Source organism: Streptomyces sp. NPDC060064 (assembly GCF_042736455.1).
Lineage (GTDB): Bacteria > Actinomycetota > Actinomycetes > Streptomycetales > Streptomycetaceae > Streptomyces.
Window position 1 is genome coordinate 1 of the sequence record NZ_JBHWWF010000056.1, and the last position, 22,992, is coordinate 22,992.

The 22,992-nt window shown below is 70.3% G+C and carries 21 protein-coding genes and 1 pseudogene; 10 read left to right on the forward strand and 12 right to left on the reverse strand.

The annotated features are described in order from the left end of the window. The 3 genes from ACFWDI_RS37730 to ahcY all read left to right on the forward strand — a co-directional run. A partial coding sequence (locus tag ACFWDI_RS37730) for a vitamin B12 dependent-methionine synthase activation domain-containing protein (protein WP_385311244.1) occupies positions 1-972 on the forward strand: 972 nt, incomplete at its 5' end. Continuing rightward, on the forward strand, positions 966-1,871 hold the full coding sequence (gene metF / locus ACFWDI_RS37735; protein ID WP_327327200.1) for a methylenetetrahydrofolate reductase [NAD(P)H]: 906 nt from the start codon (positions 966-968) through the stop codon (positions 1,869-1,871). The genes ACFWDI_RS37730 and metF, both read left to right, overlap by 7 nt. Next, on the forward strand, positions 1,849-3,303 hold the full coding sequence (gene ahcY / locus ACFWDI_RS37740) for an adenosylhomocysteinase (protein ID WP_385311246.1): 1,455 nt from the start codon (positions 1,849-1,851) through the stop codon (positions 3,301-3,303). The genes metF and ahcY overlap by 23 nt, the downstream gene beginning before the upstream one ends. A gap of 131 nt (positions 3,304-3,434) precedes the next feature. Here the strand turns inward: ahcY and ACFWDI_RS37745 are convergent, their stop codons facing one another. From ACFWDI_RS37745 to ACFWDI_RS37755, 3 genes are all read right to left on the reverse strand, one after another. After that, positions 3,435-3,728, reverse strand: coding sequence for a hypothetical protein (locus ACFWDI_RS37745; protein ID WP_326653826.1), 294 nt, complete (start codon positions 3,726-3,728; stop codon positions 3,435-3,437). A 64-nt stretch (positions 3,729-3,792) separates the two neighbouring features. After that, complete coding sequence (locus tag ACFWDI_RS37750; RefSeq protein ID WP_385311292.1) at positions 3,793-4,227, reverse strand: hypothetical protein; 435 nt, start codon at positions 4,225-4,227, stop codon at positions 3,793-3,795. Beyond that, positions 4,227-4,715 (reverse strand): ATP-binding protein, encoded by a 489-nt coding sequence (locus ACFWDI_RS37755; RefSeq protein WP_385311248.1) that lies wholly within the window; start codon positions 4,713-4,715, stop codon positions 4,227-4,229. Before ACFWDI_RS37755 ends, ACFWDI_RS37750 begins: the two co-directional genes overlap by 1 nt. A gap of 124 nt (positions 4,716-4,839) precedes the next feature. Between ACFWDI_RS37755 and ACFWDI_RS37760 the strand changes: the two genes are divergently transcribed. After that, positions 4,840-5,700: a helix-turn-helix domain-containing protein gene (locus ACFWDI_RS37760; protein WP_385311250.1), complete on the forward strand. Its 861-nt coding sequence runs from the start codon at positions 4,840-4,842 to the stop codon at positions 5,698-5,700. Beyond that, positions 5,701-5,937 carry a DUF397 domain-containing protein gene (locus ACFWDI_RS37765; protein ID WP_326653830.1) on the forward strand — a complete coding sequence of 79 codons (237 nt, stop codon included), beginning with the start codon at positions 5,701-5,703 and terminating at the stop codon, positions 5,935-5,937. A 67-nt stretch (positions 5,938-6,004) separates the two neighbouring features. Here ACFWDI_RS37765 and ACFWDI_RS37770 read toward each other — a convergent pair whose 3' ends face one another. Next, positions 6,005-7,927, reverse strand: a complete 1,923-nt coding sequence (locus ACFWDI_RS37770) for a M64 family metallopeptidase (protein ID WP_385311252.1) — start codon at positions 7,925-7,927, stop codon at positions 6,005-6,007. Positions 7,928-8,048: 121 nt separating this feature from the next. On the opposite strand from ACFWDI_RS37770, the gene ACFWDI_RS37775 reads away from it, so the two are divergent. Beyond that, positions 8,049-8,585, forward strand: a complete 537-nt coding sequence (locus ACFWDI_RS37775; protein WP_385311254.1) for a LamG-like jellyroll fold domain-containing protein — start codon at positions 8,049-8,051, stop codon at positions 8,583-8,585. Positions 8,586-8,650: 65 nt separating this feature from the next. Here ACFWDI_RS37775 and ACFWDI_RS37780 read toward each other — a convergent pair whose 3' ends face one another. Continuing rightward, complete coding sequence (locus ACFWDI_RS37780; RefSeq protein WP_385311256.1) at positions 8,651-10,042, reverse strand: glycosyltransferase 87 family protein; 1,392 nt, start codon at positions 10,040-10,042, stop codon at positions 8,651-8,653. A 113-nt stretch (positions 10,043-10,155) separates the two neighbouring features. On the opposite strand from ACFWDI_RS37780, the gene ACFWDI_RS37785 reads away from it, so the two are divergent. Next, entirely contained in the window at positions 10,156-11,325 is a 1,170-nt protein-coding gene (locus tag ACFWDI_RS37785) for a molybdopterin-dependent oxidoreductase (RefSeq protein WP_385311258.1), read from the forward strand. Then, positions 11,325-11,732 carry a hypothetical protein gene (locus ACFWDI_RS37790; protein ID WP_385311260.1) on the forward strand — a complete coding sequence of 136 codons (408 nt, stop codon included), beginning with the start codon at positions 11,325-11,327 and terminating at the stop codon, positions 11,730-11,732. The genes ACFWDI_RS37785 and ACFWDI_RS37790 overlap by 1 nt, the downstream gene beginning before the upstream one ends. Before the next feature lie 466 nt (positions 11,733-12,198). Here the strand turns inward: ACFWDI_RS37790 and ACFWDI_RS37795 are convergent, their stop codons facing one another. The 4 genes from ACFWDI_RS37795 to ACFWDI_RS37810 are packed head-to-tail and all read right to left on the reverse strand — an operon-like array spanning position 12,199 to position 15,240. Then, positions 12,199-12,864, reverse strand: coding sequence for a methyltransferase domain-containing protein (locus tag ACFWDI_RS37795; RefSeq protein WP_385311262.1), 666 nt, complete (start codon positions 12,862-12,864; stop codon positions 12,199-12,201). After that, positions 12,861-13,499: a DUF2064 domain-containing protein gene (locus ACFWDI_RS37800; RefSeq protein WP_385311264.1), complete on the reverse strand. Its 639-nt coding sequence runs from the start codon at positions 13,497-13,499 to the stop codon at positions 12,861-12,863. Before ACFWDI_RS37800 ends, ACFWDI_RS37795 begins: the two co-directional genes overlap by 4 nt. Beyond that, on the reverse strand, positions 13,496-14,188 hold the full coding sequence (locus ACFWDI_RS37805; protein WP_385311266.1) for a glycosyltransferase family 2 protein: 693 nt from the start codon (positions 14,186-14,188) through the stop codon (positions 13,496-13,498). Before ACFWDI_RS37805 ends, ACFWDI_RS37800 begins: the two co-directional genes overlap by 4 nt. Then, the gene (locus tag ACFWDI_RS37810) at positions 14,185-15,240 is read right to left on the reverse strand and encodes an NAD-dependent epimerase/dehydratase family protein (protein WP_385311268.1); all 1,056 of its coding nucleotides are present in this window, start codon (positions 15,238-15,240) and stop codon (positions 14,185-14,187) included. Before ACFWDI_RS37810 ends, ACFWDI_RS37805 begins: the two co-directional genes overlap by 4 nt. A 334-nt stretch (positions 15,241-15,574) precedes the next feature. Here ACFWDI_RS37810 and ACFWDI_RS37815 point away from each other — a divergent pair. Together ACFWDI_RS37815 and ACFWDI_RS37820 are read left to right on the forward strand one after the other, a co-directional pair. Continuing rightward, positions 15,575-16,094: pseudogene (locus ACFWDI_RS37815) on the forward strand (transposase); the annotation flags it as partial. A gap of 112 nt (positions 16,095-16,206) precedes the next feature. Then, positions 16,207-19,077: an AAA family ATPase gene (locus ACFWDI_RS37820; protein WP_385311270.1), complete on the forward strand. Its 2,871-nt coding sequence runs from the start codon at positions 16,207-16,209 to the stop codon at positions 19,075-19,077. Positions 19,078-19,099: 22 nt separating this feature from the next. Here ACFWDI_RS37820 and ACFWDI_RS37825 read toward each other — a convergent pair whose 3' ends face one another. The 3 genes from ACFWDI_RS37825 to ACFWDI_RS37835 all read right to left on the reverse strand — a co-directional run bounded on the left by ACFWDI_RS37825 (position 19,100) and on the right by ACFWDI_RS37835 (position 22,729). Then, positions 19,100-20,422, reverse strand: a complete 1,323-nt coding sequence (locus tag ACFWDI_RS37825; RefSeq protein WP_385311272.1) for a TolB family protein — start codon at positions 20,420-20,422, stop codon at positions 19,100-19,102. An 89-nt stretch (positions 20,423-20,511) separates the two neighbouring features. Beyond that, positions 20,512-20,745: a hypothetical protein gene (locus ACFWDI_RS37830; protein ID WP_385311274.1), complete on the reverse strand. Its 234-nt coding sequence runs from the start codon at positions 20,743-20,745 to the stop codon at positions 20,512-20,514. Positions 20,746-21,232: 487 nt separating this feature from the next. Continuing rightward, positions 21,233-22,729 (reverse strand): IMP dehydrogenase, encoded by a 1,497-nt coding sequence (locus tag ACFWDI_RS37835; protein WP_385311276.1) that lies wholly within the window; start codon positions 22,727-22,729, stop codon positions 21,233-21,235. Positions 22,730-22,992 lie beyond the last annotated feature (263 nt).

The window sequence follows — 22,992 nt, forward strand, 5'->3', positions numbered from 1 at the left end:
GAGGGGCTGCGGCTGATGGACGCCCTGATCGCGGTCAAGCGCGGCGTCCCCGGGGCCGTCCTGCCCGAACTCAAGCAGCGCCGGGTGCGGGCCGCGGCGAACGCGGTGATCGAGGAGCGGCCCGAGGAGGGTGCGGTCCGCTCCGATGTGGCCGTGGACAATCCGGTGCCCGCCCCGCCGTTCTGGGGCACGCGGGTGATCAAGGGGATTCAGCTGAAGGAGTACGCGTCCTGGCTGGACGAGGGCGCGCTGTTCAAGGGGCAGTGGGGGCTGAAGCAGGCCCGTACGGGGGACGGGCCCACGTATGAGGAGCTGGTGGAGAGTGAGGGCCGGCCGCGGCTGCGGGGCTGGCTGGAGCAGCTGCAGACCAGGAACCTGCTGGAGGCGGCCGTGGTCTACGGCTACTTCCCGTGTGTGTCCAAGGGTGACGATCTGATCCTGCTGAACGAGGACGGTTCCGAGCGGACCCGGTTCTCCTTCCCGCGTCAGCGCCGTGGCCGCCGGCTGTGTCTGGCGGACTTCTTCCGTCCCGAGGAGTCCGGCGAGAGGGACGTGGTGGGTCTGCAGGTCGTCACCGTCGGTTCCAGGATCGGTGAGGCGACCGCCGAACTCTTCGCGTCCGACTCCTACCGTGACTACCTCGAACTGCACGGCCTGTCCGTGCAGCTGGCCGAGGCACTGGCCGAATACTGGCACGCCCGGGTCCGCGCGGAGCTCGGTTTCGCGGGTGAGGACCCCGCCGATGTGGAAGACATGTTCGCGCTGAAGTACCGGGGTGCCCGTTTCTCCCTCGGCTACGGCGCCTGCCCCGATCTGGAGGACCGCGCGAAGATCGCGACCCTGCTGGAGCCCGAGCGGATCGGTGTCCAGCTGTCCGAGGAATTCCAGCTCCACCCGGAACAGTCCACCGACGCCATCGTCATCCACCACCCCGAAGCGAAGTACTTCAACACGGGAGGGGCGCGATGGTGACGACTCTGCGGGACGTTCTCGCGGCGGGGGAGCGTTCGTACTCCTTCGAGTTCTTCCCGCCCAAGACCGACGTGGGTGAAGAACGGCTCTGGGACGCCATCCGCAGGATCGAGTCCCTGTCGCCCGCCTTCGTCTCGGTGACGTACGGCGCGGGCGGTTCGTCCCGGGACCGTACTGTCGCGGTGACCAAGAAGATCGCCACCCTGACGACCCTTCGCCCGGTGGCCCATCTCACCGCCGTGGGCCACTCGGTGGCCGAACTGCGGCACATCATCGGCCAGTACGCGGACGCGGGCATTCGCGACGTCCTCGCGCTGCGCGGCGACCCGCCGGGTGACCCGAAGGGCACTTGGGTCTCCCATCCCCAGGGGCTTACGTACGCAAGGGAACTGGTGGAACTGGTCCGTGAGTTGGGTGACTTCAGCGTGGGAGTGGCGGCGTTCCCGGAGCGTCATCCCCGGTCGCCGGACTGGGACACCGACATCCGGCACTTCGCGGCCAAGTGCCGTGCGGGTGCCGACTACGCCATCACCCAGATGTTCTTCGACGTCGAGTACTACCTGAGGCTGCGCGACCGGGCGGCGGCTGCGGGATGTGACACCCCGATCATTCCCGAGATCATGCCGGCGACCGACTACCGGCAGATCCGCCGCTTCGCCGAACTCAGCGACGCGGCCTTCCCGGAGGAGCTCGCCGGACGACTTCATGCCGCCCGGGACAACCCGGAGGAAGCTCATCGGATCGGTGTCGACCACGCGATCGCGATGGCGGAGCGCCTGCTCGACGAAGGCGCTCCGGGCCTGCACTACATCACCCTGAACCGATCGCCTGCGACGGTGGAGATACACCGGGGCGTCAGGAAGACGAGGAGTACCCATGCCCTCTCAGTCCGCCACTGACTTCAAGGTGGCCGACCTTTCCCTCGCGGAGTTCGGTCGCAAGGAGATCACTCTTGCCGAGCATGAGATGCCCGGTCTGATGTCGATCCGTAGGGAGTACGCCGCCGTTCAGCCGTTGGCGGGTGCCCGGATCACGGGTTCGCTGCATATGACGGTGCAGACGGCCGTGCTGATCGAGACTCTGGTCGCGCTGGGCGCCGAGGTGCGCTGGGCGTCGTGCAACATCTTCTCCACCCAGGACCACGCGGCCGCGGCGATCGCGGTCGGCCCGGCGGGCACGCCGCAGGCTCCGGCGGGTGTTCCGGTGTTCGCGTGGAAGGGGGAGACGCTTCAGGAGTACTGGTGGTGCACGGAGCAGGCGCTGACCTGGCCCAACACGCCCACCGGTGGCCCGAACATGATCCTGGACGACGGCGGGGATGCCACCTTGCTGGTCCACAAGGGTGTGGAGTTCGAGAAGGCCGGCTCGGCCCCGGACCCCTCGACGGCGGACAGTGAGGAGTACGGGCACATCCTGACGCTGCTCAACCGCACCCTGACGGAGGCGCCGCAGAAGTGGACGCAGCTGGCGTCGGAGATCCGTGGTGTGACGGAGGAGACCACGACCGGTGTGCACCGGCTGTACGAGATGCACCGGGACGGCACGCTGCTGTTCCCGGCGATCAACGTCAACGACGCCGTGACCAAGTCGAAGTTCGACAACAAGTACGGCTGCCGCCACTCGCTGATCGACGGCATCAACCGGGCCACCGATGTCCTGATCGGCGGCAAGACGGCGGTCGTGTGCGGCTACGGCGATGTGGGCAAGGGCTGCGCGGAGTCGCTGCGCGGCCAGGGCGCGCGGGTGATCGTGACGGAGATCGACCCGATCTGCGCGCTGCAGGCGGCGATGGACGGCTATCAGGTGACCACGCTGGAGGAGGTGGTGGAGACGGCGGACATCTTCATCACCACGACCGGTAACAAGGACATCATCCTGGCCTCGGACATGGCGAGGATGAAGCACCAGGCGATCGTGGGGAACATCGGTCACTTCGACAACGAGCTCGACATGGCCGGCCTCGCCGCTGTCCCCGGTGTGGTGAAGGACGAGGTCAAGCCGCAGGTGCACACCTGGACCTTCCCGGATGGCAAGGTCCTGATCGTGCTGTCGGAGGGCCGGCTGCTGAACCTGGGCAATGCGACGGGTCACCCCTCGTTCGTGATGTCGAACAGTTTCGCGGACCAGACGCTGGCCCAGATCGAGCTGTTCACCAAGCCCGAGGAGTACCCGACCGACGTGTATGTGCTGCCCAAGCACCTGGACGAGAGGGTCGCCCGGCTCCACCTGGACGCGCTCGGCGTGAAGCTGACCACGCTCCGCCCCGAGCAGGCCGCCTACATCGGCGTCGAGGTCGAGGGCCCGTACAAGCCCGACCACTACCGCTACTGATCGGCTACGGAGGCTGATCCACCCCGAGGACCAGGCCCCCGCCCATCCCCCGGGTGGGGGCCTGACCTTTTCCCGCTTTCCCGCTTTTCCCGCGCCCCGCCCATGCCTTGACTGTCCGTCAGTACTGGCCGTCAGCGCATCGACGCGACGGCCCACTCCGAGGCCACTGCCACTGCGACGCCGACCCCCAGCACCGCCGTGGCCACGCGTGTACGTCCCTGTCGGCTGAGCACGAGCGCGCTGCCCGAGAGGATCAGCGCGATGCCGTAGAAGCCCATGGTCAGCACCGAGTGCGTGCTGCCGAGCCGCAGCACCAGGGTGGCGCCCACGGCGATCATGATGACCGCGGAGAGAGCTATCCGTATGCGGCGTGCCTGACGTGGTGTGAGCCCCTGCCGCTCCGGGCTCGAATTGGCTTCTGACATGCCCGAAGACTAGCCGTCGCGTCTCCGCGGGGGCCGCACCGGGCCGACTTGTGATCCGCTCAGGTCACGCACCGCGCGCACTGCCGACCTCGGCCGTCCACAGCGGCGCGATGCCGGTGAGCTGGCAGGCCATCAGATAGAGGGGGATCGGCGGGGTGTAGGGGCTGGTGCCGTCGGGCCGGCGGATCAGTCGCGGTTTCGTCGCCGGTACACAGGCACCGCGGGCGTAGTGCGAGGGCAGTGGCCAGGTCAGCTCGAGGTCCGAGCCGGCGGGCACGATCCACCACCACCAGTCATTGTCCGCGAATACGCAGCCGTTCCGCGGCAGACGCCCAAGGAGCCGGAATCCGTACCGGGCGGGCACGCCCACGGCGTCGCAGCCCAGCGTGGCCTGCAGCGCGGGCGGCAGAATCAGCCTGGTCATCCGGCGCTCGCCGGCACGGCGGCCGCCCCGCGAGAGGAAGGCGGCCAGGTTCTTCAGCGTGGCCGGCTTCTTCATCATGGACTCTCCGACCGGTACGGCACTTCCGTTCCGTACGGCAGTTCGTCCTCGTGCGGCAGTTCGGCCCACACCATGCGGCCCGGGCCGAGGTGCGACTCGTGCGAACCCCAGGCGCTGCTCAGGGATTCGACCAGCAGCAGCCCGCGTCCGCGTTCCTCGTCGATGGCGCGGCACACATGCGGGCCGGTGGGTGCGGAACCCTGGTCGTGCACGGTGATGCGCAAGCGCTCAATGCCGTTGAGCAGTTCGCAGGCGACCAGATGACCGGCGGTGTGCACGACCGCGTTGGTGACCAGTTCGGAGATGACCAGCATCGCCGTTTCGTGGATATCGCCGCCTATGCCCCAGTGGTGCAGCCGCTGGCGGGCGAGCTTTCTGGCACTGGCGACGAATTCGACGCGCGCCGGTAGCTCGAAGCCGTACCGGTGATGAGGAGCCCCCAGGCACGGGTCCAGGTGCCATGGAGTGAGCGCGTCACGGTTCACACGGCCACTCTCTCCCTGCAGGACGCACATTGGCAAGACCCACTCTGAAAATTGCAGAGTGGGCATATTCATGACTGTGGGGGCGTGGCAGACTGCTCGCAACAGCACAGGGGGAGGTCTGGGAGTGAGCGAACCGCGGTCCGCCCCAACCGTGGGTCAGGTCGTTCTCGGTAAGCGCTTGCAGGATCTGCGGGAGCGGGCCGGTCTCAGGCGTGAAGAGGCCGCCAAGGTGCTGCGTGTCGCCGCGGGCACGATCCGCAGGATGGAGACGGCCGAGGTCGCGCTGAAAATCCCTTATGTCCAGCTTCTGTTGAGCGCATACGGGATCACGGACGATGAGGCGCGCGGCTTTATCGAGCTGGCCGAGGAGGCCAATAAGCCGGGCTGGTGGCAGCGCTTCCATGACGTACTGCCGGGCTGGTTCAGCATGTACGTCAGCCTGGAGGGCGCGGCCGGCCTCATCCGCGCGTACGAACCGCACTTTGTGCCCGGTCTGCTGCAGACGGAGGACTACGCCCGGGCGATCATGCGCGGCGGAGCCGTCGGGCGGACCGATCCGGCGGACATCGAGCGCCATGTGGCGCTGCGGATGGAACGCCAGTCCCTGCTCACCAGACCAGGCGCGCCCAGACTCTGGGTGATCATGGACGAGACGGTGTTCCGCAGGCCCGTCGGCGGTCCCGGCGTCATGCGGGCGCAGATCGACCGGCTGCTCGAAGGCGCCGAACTGCCCCATGTCACTCTGCAGATAGCGGAGTTCGCGACCGGACACCACCCCGGCACCTATGGGCCGTTCGTCCTCTTCCGGTTCGCCGTCCCCGAGCTCCCGGACATGGTCTACAGCGAGTATCTGACCGGCGCCGTCTATCTGGACGCGCGCCCCGAGGTCGCATCGCATCTTGAGGTCCTGGACCGCATGGCTGCGCAGGCCGCGACGGCACAACGTACGAAGGAGATCCTCAGGGATCTCCGCGAGGAGCTGTGAATGGATCGCATATACAACGGCATGCCCGCGGCCGAGCTGGGTGCCGAGGGCTGGCACAAGCCGTGGAGCGGCGGCAACGGCGGCAACTGCTTCGAGACCATGAAGCTCGCCGACGGCAGGGTCGCGGTGCGTCAGTCCGCCGACCCCGACGGCCCCGCGCTGATCTACACCTCCGGCGAGATCGCCGCGTTCATTCAGGGGGCCAAGTCGGGGAAGGCGGACTTTCTTCTCACCTGATCCCTCGGCCGCCGCTCATCGGCCGAGACACGGGGAGCGACGTGCGGGCGTCGCCCGCAAGGCCTGGTCAGCCCGCCGCGGCCCCCTTCGCCGCTCCCGGCGGGAGCAGCGTCGTGAGGAACGACTTCGGCGCCGAGACATTCCCGGCCGAGTCGAGCGTCCGGTACTCGATCGTGTGCGTTCCGTAGTCGGGAGCGGCCTCGTCCCACGGCACCGCGCGTGTCCTTCCGAGCTTGCCGTAGACCAGATCGTCGATGGCAGTGCCGCTCGGGGTGAAGAGGAAGGGCGCGTCGGCGTCGGTCGGCCAGCCGTAGTACGTCTGCCAGCCGTCACCGTCGACCCTGAACTGCGTCACCACGGAGCCGGCCCGGTCGTCGCGGGCCGTCAGCTTCATCGTGAAGGGTCCGTCGTAGACGTACTCCATCGGCCTGCCGGGCTGGTGCACCGTACGCAGAGGCTTCGAGAGCGCGTACGCCGCCGTCGCCGGGATTGCGTCCACCGTCCAGGTCAGTGTGGACGGCGTACCGGCGATACGGGCCGTGAGCCGGTGCGTGCCGGGGCGCAGCCGCAGCGCGCCCAGGTCGAGATCGCGGTCGTTGCCCGGGTTGGCCAGCGGGCGGCCGTCGAGCGCCCAGCGGACCGTCACAGTCCGGTCGACGGGATGTGTGGTGTCGGCATACACGACCGATGCCGAGCCCACCGGGGCCGTGGTGTCGGTGTGACCGGTGAAGGCGGCCCCGACAGGCTCGCGCGGGGTGGTGACGGCCGGGTCGACGGTCCAGGCGACGGTGCGGGTCAGCGCCGCGGACGCGCGGATCGCCGGGTCGCGCACGAACGGCGTGGGGTCGGTGACCGTGGCCGTCAGCCTGTGCGTGCCGCGGGCCGGGTGGAGCCGCCGTAGGTCGAGCGTGCGGGCGTCGCCGGTGGAGCGCAGCGGACGGCCGTCGAGCCGCCATACGACATCGAGCTCACCGCCGACCGGATGCAGCGTGTCCACCCACACCGTCCGGTCGTCGCCGATCGCGGCGGTGTTCGGTGTGTGTCCCTGGACAAGGTCCACCTTGGCGGAGATCTTCTGCGTCATCACCTCGCGCTCGACCTGGTCGAAGGGGTAGCCGAGGGTCTTCATGATCGAGTGCTTGCTGGGCCGCCAGACGCCCTTGGTGCTGTACATCCCGCCCTCGAACCGTCCGATGACTCCGCCGGACTCGCTCCTCTCGCCCAGCCAGCGCCACCACTTGGCGCGCTGCTGCTTCATCTGCTCCTCCGTGAGCAGGGTGTGGTGGACGGAGGAGGGCTCCCCGCCGCTGTACGCACCGCCGGGGACACCGCGCGCGTAGTAGTCGTACTCGTCCTGGAGCTTGCCCAGCGAGTGGCCGATCTCGTGCGGGGTGATCAGCGAGGAGAGCGCGTTGTCGCCGGAGGCCGTGGCGTAGGTGCCGCCGGCGCCGCCGTAGGTGTCGCTGTTGGCGAGGGCCACGATCTGCCGGTTCGCGTTCGCGGAGCCGGGGACGAGGTCGGCGAGCGCCGTCGCCGAATCGCTGTCGACGGTGAGCAGTCGCTGCACACTGTCGGCGTCGCAGCCGCCCCAGAAGCCCATGTTCAGGGCCGTGTCGCGGCGCGGAGAGTCCAGACCCGGGTCGCAGTCCACACCCGACTCGGCGGAGGGCACCTCCACCGCCCACACATTGACGTAGGAGCGGTACGAGGCGAACGGCTCGGTGGACCAGAGCACATTGAGGTGCTTCTCGACATCGGCGCGGAACGCCGGCATCTCGTCGGTGGTGTAGCCGTCGCCGAGAACGATGATGTTGAAGCGCTTGTCGGCGGGTCCTGTGGTCTGCACGGGGAGGACGGTGGCCTGGGCGGTCACCGGCTCCTCGGCCGCGCCGGACGGGGTTGCCGTGCCCAGGAGGCAGGCGGCGACAAGGGCCCCCACGGTGGCGAGCAGGGTGGCCGCTCTTCGGGGGCGTATACCGGGTGAGGTCATGGGGCCGGAGCGTACGACTAGGCCCAACGGGCCGTAAAGACAGCAGAGTTGGCCATGCGGCCGCAGCGCCGGCGCAGTGCGATCCGCAGCAACTCGTGCCGCTGTTGTCCGGGACGCTGGGATGACCGGAGAGAACCCCGGCCCCAACTCCGGCTCCGACAACCCGCACGACCGGTACGGCGCGATCGGACTGGCAGGCATCCTCAACGGCACCTCGCAGGGCCATGACGTACGGGCCCTCCTCGAACTCATCACGGTCAACGGCGAGATGAAGGTCGTGGCCCTCGGCCGACGCGTCGACGGCGCCAGTTCGCAGACGTTCGCCGCCGACGCCGACTGGAGGACGCTGCTGCCGCAGGACACATGGGTGTTCCTCGCGGCGACCTTCGACTACGACAGCGGCACCATGGCCCTCTACCGCAACGGCCGCCCGGTGCCGGGCTTCTACACCCTCACCGGCGATCCGTGGGCCGTCGAAGGACCGCCGGAACCCGACGTCGCCTCGCCGACCGACCCGCGCGGCATCAAGATCGGCGGCAGCTGTCCGCAGAACAACAAGGAGGGCAATCCCTGCAACTGCCGGATGGACGACCTGATGTTCCTCGACCGGGCCCTCACGCCGGGCGAGATCCGGGCCCAGTACCGGCGGACCACGTAGGGGGTGCACCGTATGCGCGCAGTCCCGAGGCTCCTGGTCGCGCCGCTCGGCCCGGCCGTGATCCGCTACGACCGGACCGCCTGGGCGGCACGCGTGCCGGCCTGCCGGCCGTAACGACGACGCAGTACGCAGCCGGCGAGCACCGCGCCGGCTGCGACCGCGTACGCCGTGGTGCCCACCGCCTCCGGCTCGGCGTCCATGTGCACGGTGACGTACTTCGCCGCGCCCGCCACGGCGACACCCAGCCACTCCCACCGGCCGTCGAGGGCGACCAGTGCCACCAGCAGCAGCGCGTACCAGGAGTAGCCCGGAGTCAGCAGCAGAAAGGCGGTGCCGGTGACCAACAGGGCGCCGCTCCAGGGGCGTTCGGGATCGCCACGCCGCAGCACCTGCACGACAACCACCAGCATCACAACGATCACCGCGGCAGGCGCCCAGTCGTCCGGCAGCACAAGACGCAGCAGGGCATAGCGGTTGCGGGCGGAGGGGTCGTCGTACCCCTCCTCCTCCACATACCCGCCGAGGAAACCGAAGACCGAGCCGTCGGAGACGAGGACGTACGGCAGATAGCTCAGCACCACCACCGCGGCGGCCGGCAACAGCACAGCCACCGCGTCCCGCACCCGCCGAACGCCGGACAGCGCGCCCGGCAGCACCACGGCAGGCAGCAGCTTGGTCACGATCGCCGCGCCGAGCAGCGCCCCGCCGAGGATGCGCCGCCGGACCACGACACCCAATGCCACCACCGTCAGGAGCACGCCGAGCACATCGGCATGCGCGTTGTTCACCGCCTCGATCGGCACGATCGGGCACCAGGCCCAGTACGCCGCATGTCGTGGATCGCCGCGCCGCCGCAGGACCAGCAGCAGCGCCGCGGTGGTGCCCAGCGCCAGCAGAGCGCCGCCCGTCTGCAGCGCCTTGTGCCGTACACCGTCCGGCGACAGCGCGTGGACGAGCAGGAAGTACCCCTCCGCCACCGGCGGGTAGATGGTGTGCACCTGCGGCCGGTTGAGCCGGGTGCAGTGGATCTCGCCCGCGGGACCGGAGATCCGCACCCGCTCGGGCAGCGCGCACGCCGTCCCGGTCGGGAAGAGCCAGACGTCGCGGAGCCCGGTGAGCGCGGGATCGGCGGGTGCGTGGTCGTACGGCGAGATCCCGGCCGCCTGCACTCTGCCGTCCCAGGCGTAGCGGTACGAGTCGGTGCTGGTGCGCGGGGGAGCGAGAAGCCCGGTCGCGGTCACCGCGATACCGCCCGCGACGACGAGGATCACGGCATGGCGCACCGGAGTCCTGCGAACCGCGAAGACCGCCGCGGCGAACAGCACCCAGCAGGCGGCGTACCACCAGGAGAGACCGGCAGGATCGTCGATATAACCGTCCTTGCGGATGGTCAGGGCGAGAACGACCGTCAGGGCCGCGAGCAGGGTGCCGGCGGCGAGCGTACGCGGGTTGATCACAGGCTCAGCGTCGCAGCCGGAACCGGCCCGGACCGCGCGCCGCCCCCTGACGTCCGCATTCCGTAAGGTGTTGGACCCGTCCGCGCGGCCCGTCGCGGAGGTCTTATGGAGACATGAAGCTCCGACCACCCCGAACGCCTCGACCGCCCCGGATCCCCGCACCGGTCCTCCCGGCCTTCTCGGGCAGGCTGCACGACGCCCGCACGGCCACCTCGATCGGCCGCTGGCTGGGCGGGGCGATCGCCGTGTGCTTGGTGACCGGGGTGATCAGCCACTATCTGCAGCACCCGCCGGACTGGCTCGTGGACATGCTGCCGAGCCGGCCGTCGTGGGGCTATCGGGTGACCCAGGGCCTGCATGTGGCGAGCGGGATCGCGGCGATCCCGCTGCTGTTCGCCAAGCTGTGGACCGTCTATCCGCGGCTGTTCGTATGGCCGCCGCTGAGGTCGGTGCGGCATGCGCTGGAGCGGCTGTCCGTCGCGGTGCTGGTCGCGGCCGCTGTCTTCCAGCTCTTCGCCGGGCTGCTCAACACCGTGCAGTGGTACCCGTGGCCGTTCTCCTTCGTACCCGTGCACTTCGCCGTCGCCTGGCTGCTCCTCGGCGCGGTCGTCCTGCATGTCGCGGTCAAGTACCCGGAGATCAGGGCGCATTGGAGCATACGCTCGCCCGGGACACTCGAACTCCCGGAGGCGGACGGACCGGACCGCCGCTCCCTGCTGACCGGCGTCGCGGCGGCGGTCGGCGCGGTCACGCTGACGACCGTCGGCCAGTCCTTCACTCCGCTGAAGCGCTTCGACCTGCTGGCACCACGACACCCGGACCACGGCCCGCAGGGCCTGCCGGTCAACCGGACGGCGGCCGCCGCCGGGGTGGCGCGGCTGTCCGTCCCTGACTGGCGGCTCACGGTGCTCGGCAGACACTCGTACGAACTCACTCTCGACGAACTCGCCGCGCTGCCCCAGCACACCGTGACCCTCCCCATCGCCTGTGTGGAGGGCTGGAGCAAGTCCGCCGAGTGGACCGGCGTACGCGTCCGTGACCTGCTGGACCGGGCCGGAGCGCGGCCCGACGCGGCGGTACGGGTGGTGTCGCTGGAGCGGCGTGGCGCCTACCGCGTCATGGAGATGGGCAGCGGCTACACCCGTGATCCGCTCACCCTGCTCGCCCTGCGCCTCAACGGCCAGGTGCTCTCCCCCGACCACGGCTTCCCGGCGCGCATCATCGCCCCGAACCGCCCCGGCGTACTGCAGACGAAGTGGGTCACCAGGATGGAGGTCATGTGATGCGGATCGTGACGGGCGGGGTGGGCCTCGCGCTGATGGCCGTCGGCGCGTCACTTCTGGTGACGGGCGGGCAGCTGAAGGACGTGGCGCTCTGGCTGGCGGGCGCGATCGTCCTGCACGACGGGGTCGTTGCCCCGCTGGTGCTCGGCACCGGCCTGCTGTTGGCGGCCGTCCCTGCCCGCGGCACGGTCCGCGGCGCACTGGTGGTGGCCGGCTGCCTGACGGTGATCGCGCTGCCGGTACTGCTGAGGCCGGGGGCGCCGAAGAACGCCTCCGTGCTGCCGCTGGACTATCTGCGCAACTGGCTGATCGCACTGGCGGCGGTGGCAGTGCTCACGGGCGTACTGCTGGTGGGGATGCGGGTGCTGCGCCGATGGACGGCCTATCGCCGCGCGCCACGTGGCTGAATTCTCGGCGAACTGGTTGCCGGACCACGGGACATGGGTGGGTGCCAGGGCAGACCTCCTGGTGGCAGCGGCAGCGCGGAGTCGTGCTGTGGCAGGCCACGTCGAGCGGGCGGCAGCCGACCGGTATCGGTCCGCCGCGCGGCTGCACCACGCCACGGCCGAGCGGCCGACCCGGGTTTGGCCGACGCCGGCCCGGCCGCCGGTCGAGCAGATCCGGGCCCGGCCGCCGCAGGCCACGTCGAGCGGGCGGCAGCCGACCGGTATTGGTCCGCCGCGCGGCTGCACCACGCCACGGCCGAGCGGCCGACCCGGGTTTGGCCGACCGTCCAGCCGATCCGGGTCCAGCCGCTGCCGGCCCGGCCCGGCCCGGGCTTGGCAGCCGGTCCAGCCGATCCGGGCCCGGCCGCCGCAGGCCACGGCGTGTTCTTGGAAGTAGCGCCGTTCGCCCGCAGGGCGGGCGGGACTTCTAAAACACGCCCTGGGCGGGGCGCAGCGCGACGAAGGTACGCCCGGCGGCCGTCCAGCGGTCGACCCCCGACTCCGGCACCGCCCAGCCGGCCTCCCGCGCATACCGGAGCAGCGCGGGAGTGCCGAGGCGGGCCCACGGGAACGCCGAGCCCTGTGCGCTGCCGCCGTCGAAGACGCGGACCTGGACGCGTTCGTCCACATCGAGCGGGTTGGTCTCCACGAGCAGCACACCGTCCTCGGCGACGAGACGGGACACGCGGGCCAGCAGGGCGCGGGGGTCGCCGCCTATGCCGATATTGCCGTCGATGAGCAGCGCCGTACCCCAACTCCCCTCGCGGGGCAGCGGATCGAAGACGGAACGGTGCAGCGCACTGCCGCCCGTCCGTACCGTGCGGGCAACCGCCTCGGGACTCACATCGATGCCCAGCGTCGGCCGCCCCAGCTCGGCGAGGGCCGCGACGAGACGGCCCGGGCCGCAGCCGATGTCGAGCACCGCGCCTCGGCATCGCTCCAGCACGGTCAGATCGGCGGCGTCCGGCGCGGCGCACCAGCGTTCCACCTCCAGCGGCAGCAGCCAGCCGTCGGGGCGGCGCAGAAAGAGCGGGCCGCGGCCGGTGCGCAGAGCGGCGGTGTACGGATCGGCCTGCCAGGCGGGCGCGGTCATCGCGCCCCGGTCCCGGCGAGCGCGGCGAGGGTCGCGGCGAACCGGGTGTGCGGGGCCTCGGCCGCGACCAGCCGGGCGTCTTCCGCCGTGTCGACGTCCCGCAGCAGCGGCAGATCACGCACCGTCAGGCCGGCATCGGTGAGCCGCTCTCGCTGTACTGCGCCAGTCCTGGACAAGGACATCGGCACCCCGAGCAGCAGCGCGGGATCCGGCTCGGCCAGCCCGAGCGCCCAGAACCCGCCGTCGTCGGCCGGGCCGAAGGACGCCTCTCCGTCGCCCAATTTCAGTCCGAGGGCGAGGAGTTCTACTGTCACTTGTGGGGTGTCCATTCCGATCAGCAGGCTGGGTCCGTCGCAGAGCCCGAAGGCATGGGCGAGCCGGGAGTCGAGCCCGCCCGCGCACTGCGGTACGACCTCGATGCCGGCCGGCAGCCAGTCGCCGGGTACACCGTCGAGTACAAGGACCCGTCGGCCTGCGGGCGTGGCGAGCACGACGTCGAGAGTGTCGAGGAGAGCGGCCTCGGCGAGACAGGCGGCTTCGGCGGGGGAGTACGCGGGGGTGAGCCGGGTCTTCACCCGGCCGGGTACGGGGGCCTTGGCGATGACGAGCAGCGTGCCCGCGGATGAGGAGCTCATCGCACACCACCCCCGACCCCGCGCGCCGACGGTTCCGCGAGCACCGCACGCATGTCCCGTACCGCCTGCCATGTGCCCCGCCACGTCCCTGTCACTTTCGACTTTCCCGATCTCGGCAGATACGGGACGTCCACCTCCGTCACCCGCCAGCCCGCGTCCGCCGCACGGACCACCATCTGGAGCGGGTAGCCGCTGCGCCGGTCGGTCAGGGCCAGGGCGAGCAGATCCTCGCGGCGTGCGGCCCGCAGTGGGCCCAGATCGCGCAGTCGCAGCCCGGTGCGCCGGCGCAGCATCCGCGACAGCGCCAGATTCCCGGCCCGCGCATGCGGCGGCCATGCCCCGCGGGTCTGCGGCCGCCGTCGGCCCAGTACCAAGTCGCTCTCGCCGTCCGCTACTTGGCGTACAAAACCGGTCAGCAGCCCCGGATCCAGCGAGGCGTCGCAGTCGCAGAAGCAGACATACTCCGCCTCCGCCGCCAGCAGCCCCGCATGGCACGCGGCCCCGAAGCCGCGCCGCCCCTCATACACCACCTTCGCGCCCAGCCCGCGGGCGATCCGGTCCGAGTCGTCCGTCGAGCCGTTGTCCACCACGATCGCCCGCCATCCGTCCGGGATCCGCTCAAGCACCCACGGCAGCGCCTCGGCCTCGTTCAGACACGGAAGTACGACGTCCACTCCGCCGCCCGTCATGACACGCCACCCCGCAGCCTGCTCGCGGCGAACTCCGCCATCCCTTCCGCGAAGCCGACCCGCGCCTTCCAGCCGAGCTCGGCCCTGATCCGTCGCGAGTCCGCGGTGATGTGCCGTACGTCGCCCAGCCGGAACTCCCCGGTGACCACGGGCGCAGGACCGCCGTGCGCCGCGGCCAGCGCGCCCGCCATCTCACCGACCGTGTGCGGCGTCCCGCTGCCCGTGTTGTACGCGGTCAGCACTCCGGCCTCGCGGCCGTGCAGCGCCTCCAGGGCGAGCGCGTTCGCGTCCGCCACGTCCCGTACATGGACGAAGTCCCGCCGCTGGTGCCCGTCCTCGAAGACCCGCGGCGCCTCACCCCGCTCCAGCGCGGACCGGAAGAACGAGGCCACGCCCGCGTACGGCGTGTCGCGCGGCATCCCCGGCCCGTACACATTGTGGTAGCGCAGCGCCAGGGCCCGCCCGCCCGTGCCGCGGGCCCACGCCGCGGCCAGATGCTCCTGGGCCAGCTTTGTCGTCGCGTACACATTGCGCGGGTCCGTCGGAGCGTCCTCGCCGACCAGGCCGGACGTCAGCTCGGCGCCACAGTCGGGGCAGCGGGGCTCGAAGCGCCCGGCCGCGAGATCGCCACCCGCGCGCGGCCCCGGCCGCACCTGCCCGTGGCGCGGGCAGTCGTAGCGGCCCTCGCCGTAGACCACCATGGAGCCCGCCAGCACGAGTTGCGTGACACCGGCCTCGGCCATGACCGTCAGCAGGACGGCCGTGCCGAGGTCGTTGCAGGCCACGTACTCCGGTGCGTCCGCGAAGTCCTTGCCGAGGCCGACCATGGCCGCCTGGTGGCAGACCGCGTCCACGCCGCGCAGCGCGCGCGCCGTCACCGCCCGGTCGCGGACGTCTCCGTGGATCCATTCGGCGTCGGGCATCGGCGGGGGTTCCGGATGGGCCGCCGGGAGCAGGGCGTCGAGCACGACCGGGTCATGGCCGAGAGCGGCGAGAGCCGCGACGACCTGCGAGCCGATGAAGCCCGCGCCTCCTGTGACGAGTACACGCATAACTGCGACGCTACGGGCCGAAACCCTGCTCACCGGCGTTGCGCGCCGTGCCGTCACAGGTCCGTAAGGAGTTCAGCCCTACGGCACGGTCGGGCGGCGGTCGGACGGGTGAGGCCGGGATGCCCGGCCGTACGGCTGTTGCGACCTCACTGCCTGGGACCCGTACGACACGGTCTTCAGTGTCGACACCGGCCGGCAGCGCGAAGGCGTCTACCGACGGGACGGGTCAAGGCGAGCGGGCCGGCGATCGCCGACGGCGACTTCACCACGTACTACGACAACAAGGGTGTCCTTCCCGTGGCGCTGCCCCTGGACCTCGGCAAGGTCAGGAGGGCCCGTCTGGCTGTGGTGGTCGGGCACCGGCGCCGCCACGGACGACGTTGGCCGGTGCTGGCAGGCGTTTCTCCGCCGCTTTCGACGTGGAGCACACGTTCCGCCTCCTCAAGCAAACCCTCGGCTGGACCCGCCCGAAGCCGCGGGACTCGCGGGCCGCCGACCGCTGGACCTGGCTCGTCCTGGCCGCTCACGCGCAACTCCGCCTCGCCCGCCCCCTCGCACGGGATCTGCGCCGGCCATGGGAGCGGCCAGCGGAACCGAACAGACTCACCCCCGCCCGGGTCCGCCGCGGGTTCAGGAACCTGCACGCGAAGACGGGCACGCCAGCCGGTGCACCAAAACCCACCCGCCCCGGCCCCGGCCGCCCGCTCGGCTCGAAAAACCGGCGGCCCGCCACCCGCTACGACGTCGGGCGGGTCCTCGCCACCGGCGAGTCCTACACCCGACCCGCACACCACGAGAAGGGGACGAAGCCCCGGCGGACGATCGATGATGGCCGTGATCACGGCACGGAATAGGCTGCTCGGGTTGCAGTCGCAGCTGGATCTACAGGGGGCTACTCATGGAGCACAGCTCGCGTGAGCGTCGATACCATCGCCTGGTCGCGGACGGAAAGTGAGTCGCGCCAGCATGACTGACGAAGTGATAGGAGAGCCCGTCGGCGGATTTCCCGGCCGGGCGCGAGAAGTCGCGATCCTGCGCGCGGTGCTGGCGGGCGAAGGTGGCACCTGGTGCGTCGCGGTCACCGGCGAACCGGGGATCGGCAAGAGCCGGCTGCTGACGGAGCTGGGGAAGCTCGCGGACACAGCAGGATGGACGGTCCGCAGCGCACGCGCGGCGGAGTTCGAGTCCCACATCCCGTTCGGTGTGTTCGTCAACGCGCTCGACGACCAGCTCGCCGAGCTGGGCCCGGAGCGTCTCGCCGCCCTCGGGCAACAGCAGCTCGCACTTCTCGCGACCGTGTTCCCGGCGATTCCCGCCACCGGCCCCGCCGACCTGGTCGACGCGGAGCGGTACCGGCTGCACCGGGCGGTTCGGGCGTTGCTGGAGCTGGTCGCCGAGCCGTCCGGGCTGGTGCTCGTCTTCGACGATCTGCACTGGGCGGACGAGGGTTCGGTCGAGCTGCTCGACCACCTTTTGCGCCACCCGCCCCAGGCGCGGCTGGTCTTGGCATTGGCGGGCAGGCCCCGGCAGACGTCGCTGCGGCTGTGGCACGCGCTGTCCCGCGCCGCGACCGACGGAGGGGCCGAGCTGCTGGAACTCGCGCCGCTGAGCCAAGCCGATGCCGGCCACGTCATGCCGGAAGGTCTGGGCCGTTCCCGGCGGGAAGAGCTTTACCAGGCCAGTGGCGGAAACCCGTTCTACCTGGAAGCCCTGGTGCGGGCCGGTGAGCGGGGTATCGCCGTCGGTGATACGGCGCTCCACCCCGACGGGGCGATCCCGGTGGCGGTCCACGCGGTGCTCGCCGCCGAGTTGGCCGCGCTGACCCCGCAAGAGCGGGTCGTCGCGCACGCCGCCGCGGTCGTGGGTGACGACTTCGAGGCTGATTCGCTCGGCGAAACGGCGGCAATGGACGCCGGGTCCGTGCTCGCCGCGCTCGACCGGCTCGCCGAGCGTGACCTGGTGCGGCTGGACGGCGCGACCGGCCGGTTCCGGTACCGGCATCCGCTGGTGCGCAGCGTCGCCTACCAGGATGCCGGTCCTGGCTGGCGGCTTCAGGCACACGGCCGGGCCGCGTCGGCACTCCGGAGCCGGGGCGCGCCGCCGGCCGAGTTCGCCCGGCACGTGGAGCGATCCGCCGTCCGCGGTGACCTCGAGGCGGTCGCGGCGCTCACCGAGGCGGCCGAGGCGACGATGCACACCACGCCGGCGACCGCCGGGCACTTCCTGCGGGCGGCCATCCGGTTGCTCCCCGACTCGGAGTCGGCCACGCCGCAGCGCCTGATCCTGCTCGGCCGGCTGGCACACGCACTCGGCGCCACGGGCGACCTGCGGCAGGCCAGGGAAACCATGCACGAGGTGCTGCGGCTCCTGCCTGCCGAACTCACCCAGATCCGGGCACAGACAGCGCGGGCCTGTGCGACGGTGGAGCAGATTCTCGGGCGCTACACCGAGGCCAGGGCGATGCTGCACAGCGAGTGGAAACGCGTCGAAGGTGTTGACGCCCACTCGGCGGCCGTCCTGCTCGTCGCGCTCGTTGCCGGTGAAAGTGTCGAGCGCGAGCACGGACAGGACCGGGTGGCCGAGGCGATCGCCGCCGCGCGGGAAGTCGGGGATCCGATGCTGCTGGCGACGGCGTTGTCGGCCGCAACGCTCATCGACCGGCGGGCGGACCGGCTGGACGAGGCGGCCGCACTCCTGGACGCGCTGCCCGACAGCGACCTGGTCCGCGACATCGATGCGGCGTTCTGGCTGAGCTGGTCGGAAGTCTCCGCCGACCGGCTCATGGCGGCGAGCCGGCACATGAGCCGTGGCCTGCAACTGGCTCGCGCGAGCAGGCAGTCCCACAAGATCGCGCTGCTGACCGCGATCCGCGGCATGGTGCATGCCTACCTCGGCGAGCTGGCGGCGGCGACGACCTGCTTCGACGACAGCCTGGAGTCGGCGGAACTGACCGGCAGCGAGGAGCTGCGCGTCATGGCGTTGACCTTCGGGTGCTGGATCACCACCTGGCGCGGCGACCTGGCCGAGGCAATCCGTCTGGGTAAGGAGGCCATCGTCGTCGACGACCAGGCGACGGCCATGAGTTCCTGGCGCAGTGGCCAGGCCGAGGCGATGCTGGCGCAGGCGATGTTGCACTCGGGTGATCCGCACGCTTGCATCGAGCTGCTGCTCACCAGTGGCGGTGGGACCGAGCTGCCGGCGGTGGGCCTCCGCACCAGGCCATTGGTGTACCTGATGCTCACGGAGGCGGAGGTCGCGGCCGGCAGGGTTGCCGCGGCCGCGGCATGGGCCGACCGAGCGGAGGACGCGGCCGGCCAGCTCGAGCTTCCGCTGCGCACCGCCATGGCACAGCAGGCCCGCGCGATCGCCACGCTGCCAACGGATCCGGCGGCAGCCGCACCGCTCGCTGTCGCCGCTGCCGGCACGTTCGGCCGGATCGGGGCGGCCGTGGAGGCCGGGCGGGCGCACTTGCTCGCCGCGACGGCGTTCGGCGGCAGCGGGGCGATCGACCAGGCCCGTGCGCACCTCGTGTCCGCCCGCGCGTTGTTCACCCGGTGTGACGCGCAACTGTTCCTGCCTCAGGTCGCGCGCGAGGAGCGGCGCCTGAACGCGCGCGGCCCCCGGCCCGAAAGGGGCGCCGAGCGGTTCGACTTGACCGCCCGTGAGGTCGAGATTGTCAACCTGGTCTCGGACGGCCTGACCAACCGGGACATCGGCCTCCGGCTGCATCTGAGTCCCAAGACCGTCGAAGTCCACCTGGGCCGGGCCTACGCGAAGGTCGGCGTCTCCGGTCGTGCTGCTCTGGCCGGCGTGTGGGCCGCCGCGGCGCGTGATTGAGGACGCCACGGCAGCCAACAAATCAATTGCCGAGGCCGCGCACGTACAGGTTGAACTTCCGGCTGGTGCCGTCACCGCCCAGGTTCGTCGCACTGGTCGTGAAAGCGACGTGGTGGCCGTCGGCCGAAATCGAGGGGCTGTAGCTGTACCCATCGCTCTGCGAGCCGTCATTGGCGACGCTGACCCTGGTCGTGGTGGCGGTCACCCGGTCTCGCACATACACGTCCCAGCTTGAGTTGGTGTCGCCGGTCACCAGCTTGTCCTCGCCGGACACGAACGCGATGTAGCGGCCGTCGGCGGAGAGCGTCGTCCGCTCCTGGCCGGGGGTTTTGCTGTCGCTCAGGCCATTGGGGCCAAGGTTCACCTGCGTCGTCGTCCGGGTAACCCGGTCGTACAGGAAGATGTCGGTGTCGATCGGACCGCCGGTGTCGCCCGCCACCAGATTCGACGCCGTGGATTCGAACGCGACGAAGCGGCCGTCGGCCGAGATGGTCGCCGTGCGACTGGCGGAATTGCCTTCGTTGCCGTCGGGACCGACGCTGATCCGGTCGGTGTACCCGGTCAGCTGATCGTGCACGAACACGTCGTCCGCGTGGTTGTTGTCGGGGAACAGGGACAGTGTCTTCGCCCCGGAGGAGAAGGCGACGTAGCGCCCGTCTGCCGAAATCGACGGCAGTTGGCTGATGTCGTCGCCCTGGCGACCGTTCGAATCGACGCTGACCCTGGTGGTCTCACCGGTCTGCAGGTCGCGCACGAAGACGTCGTGGATGTCGTTGGTGTCGCCGAACACCAGGTTCGACGCGGGAGAGTCGAACGCGACGAATCGGCCGTCGGCGGAGATCGACGGATGGAAACTCTCACTGTCGCTCTGCTCGCCGTGGCTTCCGACGCTGACCCTGGTCGTCTCACCGGTCTGCAGGTCGTGCACGAAAATGTCGCGGTAGCGGTTGGTGTCATCGGCCACCAGGTTCGTCGCGAAGGACTCGAACGCGACGTAGCGGCCGTCGGCGGAGATCGACGGATTCCGGCTCACGTTGTTGGCCTGGTTGCCCGCGGAGTCGACGCTGACCCTGGTGATGACGCCGGTCTGCCGGTCGCGCACGAACACGTCGTCCGCTCGGTTGGTGTCGCCGGCCACCAGATCCCTTGCCAGCGAAGCGAAAGCCACGTAGCGGCCGTCGGCGGAGATCGACGGCCCGCTGGCGGAGTTGCTGATCGGTGCCGTGCCTGCCGGCTTCGGTTCGGCATCCGTGGCATGCGCGACGCCGCCCGCTAGCAGCGCCGCGACGATTCCCGACGCGAGCACTGCGCGCCCTGCGTTGCGGATTACGGAGAGACGTCTCATAGGTGTCCTTCTGTTCGGTTCGCCGCCACGGCAGCCAATTGCCCTGATCAGCGTTCCGTGTCGGACCGGCCGAAGCATGAGGGAACCCCCTACACCTTCGGCGTCGCGTTCTGCGCGGCGCGCGTGTGGATCTTGCACGGCACACTCAGGGTGCCGTGTCCGATCCGGCGTTTTATGGTGAGCAACAGCCAGTGGATCGGGCCGGCGAGATCCATCTGCGGTTTCGCCGGCTCACCCCAGGTTTGGCGTTCGGAGCGCGGTGGGCGCATCGGCTGTGAACCGGTCAAGGAGGCGGTCATCGGCCGTGCGACGATGACGGACACGCCGTTCCGACCGGAACCCCGACAACACCGTGAACGCGTCTCGTTGAACGCCGTGCTCAACCAGCTCCACGATCCCGGCCTCCGTGCTGTCTCATCGCTGAGCACAGGATCGGAGCACGGCCCCCAACACGTCCGACGAACTGGGGAAACGCCGAACAAGTACGAGCCCAGTTCGATGGCGGGGGTTAAACGGCAAGCTCAGTACCTGTTTCCGATCACCGTTCTGAGTAGCCTTGGGCTCTACGCTGGCGTGGTGTTCGAGGGCACCGGGCGGCCCGGGGAGAGGAAGTGTCGGGCTTGTGGCGTACGGACCGCCGGTTGCGCATGCGCCTGGCGGCCGTGCGGGGCGGCGTGGGTGAGGTCGAGTGTCCCGAGTGCGGGGCCCGGTGGGTGACCGGCGGTCGACGGCTATGTACTGCTCGACGCGGTGCAAGGTGAGGGCCTGGAGGAGCCGGAAGGAGACGTTCGGCGAACGGTCACAGTACTGTCAGGCGACCGTCGTCGGGGTGTCCCGCAGGGTGACGTTGGCATGGCTCTCCTGGAAGCTCTGGTCCGAGACCAGGGTGAGTCGGGCGGTGGACTGGAATTCCGGCAGCGTGGCGGAGCCGCAGGAGACCATCGTGGTCTTCAGCTTGGCAATGGTCACGGCGAGGCCCTCGTTGAGGTCGCCGGCGTAGGGGACGTAGCCGTCGACGCCCTCCTCAAAGATCAACCCCTGCCCGCCCTGCCCGTAGCGCTGCCAGTTGCGGGCCCGGTTCGAGCCCTCGCCCCAGTACTCCTTCACGAAGCCGTCGCGGGTGGGGAGCTTCGCGCCAGCGGCCTGGTCGAAGCGGGCGAAGTAGCGCCCCATCATGACGAAGTCGGCTCCCATCGCCAGCGCCAGGGCCACGTGGTAATCGTGTACCAGACCGCCGTCGGAGCAGATCGGCACGTAGGAGCCGGAGCGCTCCCTGAAGGCATCCCGGGCTGTGGCGACATCCAGCACGGCGCTGGCCTGGCCTCGTCCGATGCCCTTCTGGTCGCGGGTGATGCAGATGGAGCCGCCTCCCACGCCGACCTTGATGAAGTCCGCTCCAGCCTCGGCGAGGAAGGTGAACGCCTCACCGTCGACCACGTTTCCGCCGCCGACCGGGATCTCCGGGTGGTGCTTCTTTACCCACGTCAGAGCTTGTGCCTGCCAGTCGCTGTAGCCGTCGGAGGAGTCGAAGCACAAGACGTCCGCCCCCGCTTCCAGAAGGGCGGGAACCCGCTCGCGGTAGTCGTGGGTGTTGACGCCCGCACCCACGCGCAGGCGCTTGGCGGCGTCCACGACCTGGTTCGGGAACCGCTTGTTGTCCGCGTAGTCGGACCGGAACACCAGGTGCTGCAGGTGTCCCTTGGAGTCCAGCACGGGCAGACAGTCCAACCGCTGGTCCCACAACTGGGCGTTGGCCTCGGACAGCGTGGTGTCAGCTCCGGTGTGGGGCAGGGCGGCGATGGGGGTCATCCGACCGCTGACCGGCCCGTCCAGATCGTGACGCTGGGGATGGAAGTCACGGGAGGTCACCAGGCCGAGCAGGCGGCCCGTGCCGGTCCCGTCGTGGGTGACCGCGGCGGTGCTGTGGCCGGTGCGACGCATGACATCGACCAAGCGGCTCAGGCTGTCGTCCGGGCGAATGTTGGTGTCGCTGGTGACGAACCCGGCCTTGAAGTTCTTCACCTCGCGCACGGCCGCAGCCTGGTCCTGGATCGACTGGTTATGGTGCAGGAAGCTCAGGCCACCGTTGCGCGCCAGCGCGATCGCGAGCTCCGGTGTGCTGACGGCCTGCATGATCGCGGACGTGAATGGGGAGTGCAGCTCGATCGCCGGCGTCTCGCCCACAAGGTGCCGTACCAGGGGCGCGCGGAGATCAACCGTGGCGGGCGAGCAGTCGGTTCGGGTCCGATTCGGCAGGAGCAGGAACTCGTTGAACGTCCGTGAGACCTCGGCGATGATCTGTGCCACTGTTCCTCCTGACCCGTCGACCGGGGCCCGACTGCCCAGCCGTGAAGATCGCCCCTCGTGTCCGAAGGTCCGGCAGGCAGGGGCCGGCGTGACAGTCATGGCGGTGCCAGGAACTGCGCCGGGGCCCTGACCAGCACGTCGATCCGGCAGGGTGCGGTCGTGACCTGGCACCCTACTGATTACCCCGCCGCTGCACGAAACTTGACCACTCAGCGGCGACAGGCAGCCGCGCGGAACTCCTCCTCGTCCGCAGGCCGAACGGC

What these genes read in the sequence shown, in the direction of transcription:
- metF (WP_327327200.1), top strand. Translation starts at nt 966, where the DNA reads ATGGTGACGACTCTGCGGGACGTTCTCGCGGCGGGGGAGCGTTCGTAC.
- ahcY (WP_385311246.1), top strand. Translation starts at nt 1,849, where the DNA reads ATGCCCTCTCAGTCCGCCACTGACTTCAAGGTGGCCGACCTTTCCCTC.
- ACFWDI_RS37745 (WP_326653826.1), bottom strand. Translation starts at nt 3,728, where the DNA reads ATGTCAGAAGCCAATTCGAGCCCGGAGCGGCAGGGGCTCACACCACGT.
- ACFWDI_RS37750 (WP_385311292.1), bottom strand. Translation starts at nt 4,227, where the DNA reads ATGAAGAAGCCGGCCACGCTGAAGAACCTGGCCGCCTTCCTCTCGCGG.
- ACFWDI_RS37765 (WP_326653830.1), top strand. Translation starts at nt 5,701, where the DNA reads ATGGATCGCATATACAACGGCATGCCCGCGGCCGAGCTGGGTGCCGAG.
- ACFWDI_RS37770 (WP_385311252.1), bottom strand. Translation starts at nt 7,927, where the DNA reads ATGACCTCACCCGGTATACGCCCCCGAAGAGCGGCCACCCTGCTCGCC.
- ACFWDI_RS37775 (WP_385311254.1), top strand. Translation starts at nt 8,049, where the DNA reads ATGACCGGAGAGAACCCCGGCCCCAACTCCGGCTCCGACAACCCGCAC.
- ACFWDI_RS37785 (WP_385311258.1), top strand. Translation starts at nt 10,156, where the DNA reads ATGAAGCTCCGACCACCCCGAACGCCTCGACCGCCCCGGATCCCCGCA.
- ACFWDI_RS37790 (WP_385311260.1), top strand. Translation starts at nt 11,325, where the DNA reads ATGCGGATCGTGACGGGCGGGGTGGGCCTCGCGCTGATGGCCGTCGGC.
- ACFWDI_RS37795 (WP_385311262.1), bottom strand. Translation starts at nt 12,864, where the DNA reads ATGACCGCGCCCGCCTGGCAGGCCGATCCGTACACCGCCGCTCTGCGC.
- ACFWDI_RS37800 (WP_385311264.1), bottom strand. Translation starts at nt 13,499, where the DNA reads ATGAGCTCCTCATCCGCGGGCACGCTGCTCGTCATCGCCAAGGCCCCC.
- ACFWDI_RS37805 (WP_385311266.1), bottom strand. Translation starts at nt 14,188, where the DNA reads ATGACGGGCGGCGGAGTGGACGTCGTACTTCCGTGTCTGAACGAGGCC.
- ACFWDI_RS37810 (WP_385311268.1), bottom strand. Translation starts at nt 15,240, where the DNA reads ATGCGTGTACTCGTCACAGGAGGCGCGGGCTTCATCGGCTCGCAGGTC.
- ACFWDI_RS37820 (WP_385311270.1), top strand. Translation starts at nt 16,207, where the DNA reads ATGACTGACGAAGTGATAGGAGAGCCCGTCGGCGGATTTCCCGGCCGG.
- ACFWDI_RS37825 (WP_385311272.1), bottom strand. Translation starts at nt 20,422, where the DNA reads ATGAGACGTCTCTCCGTAATCCGCAACGCAGGGCGCGCAGTGCTCGCG.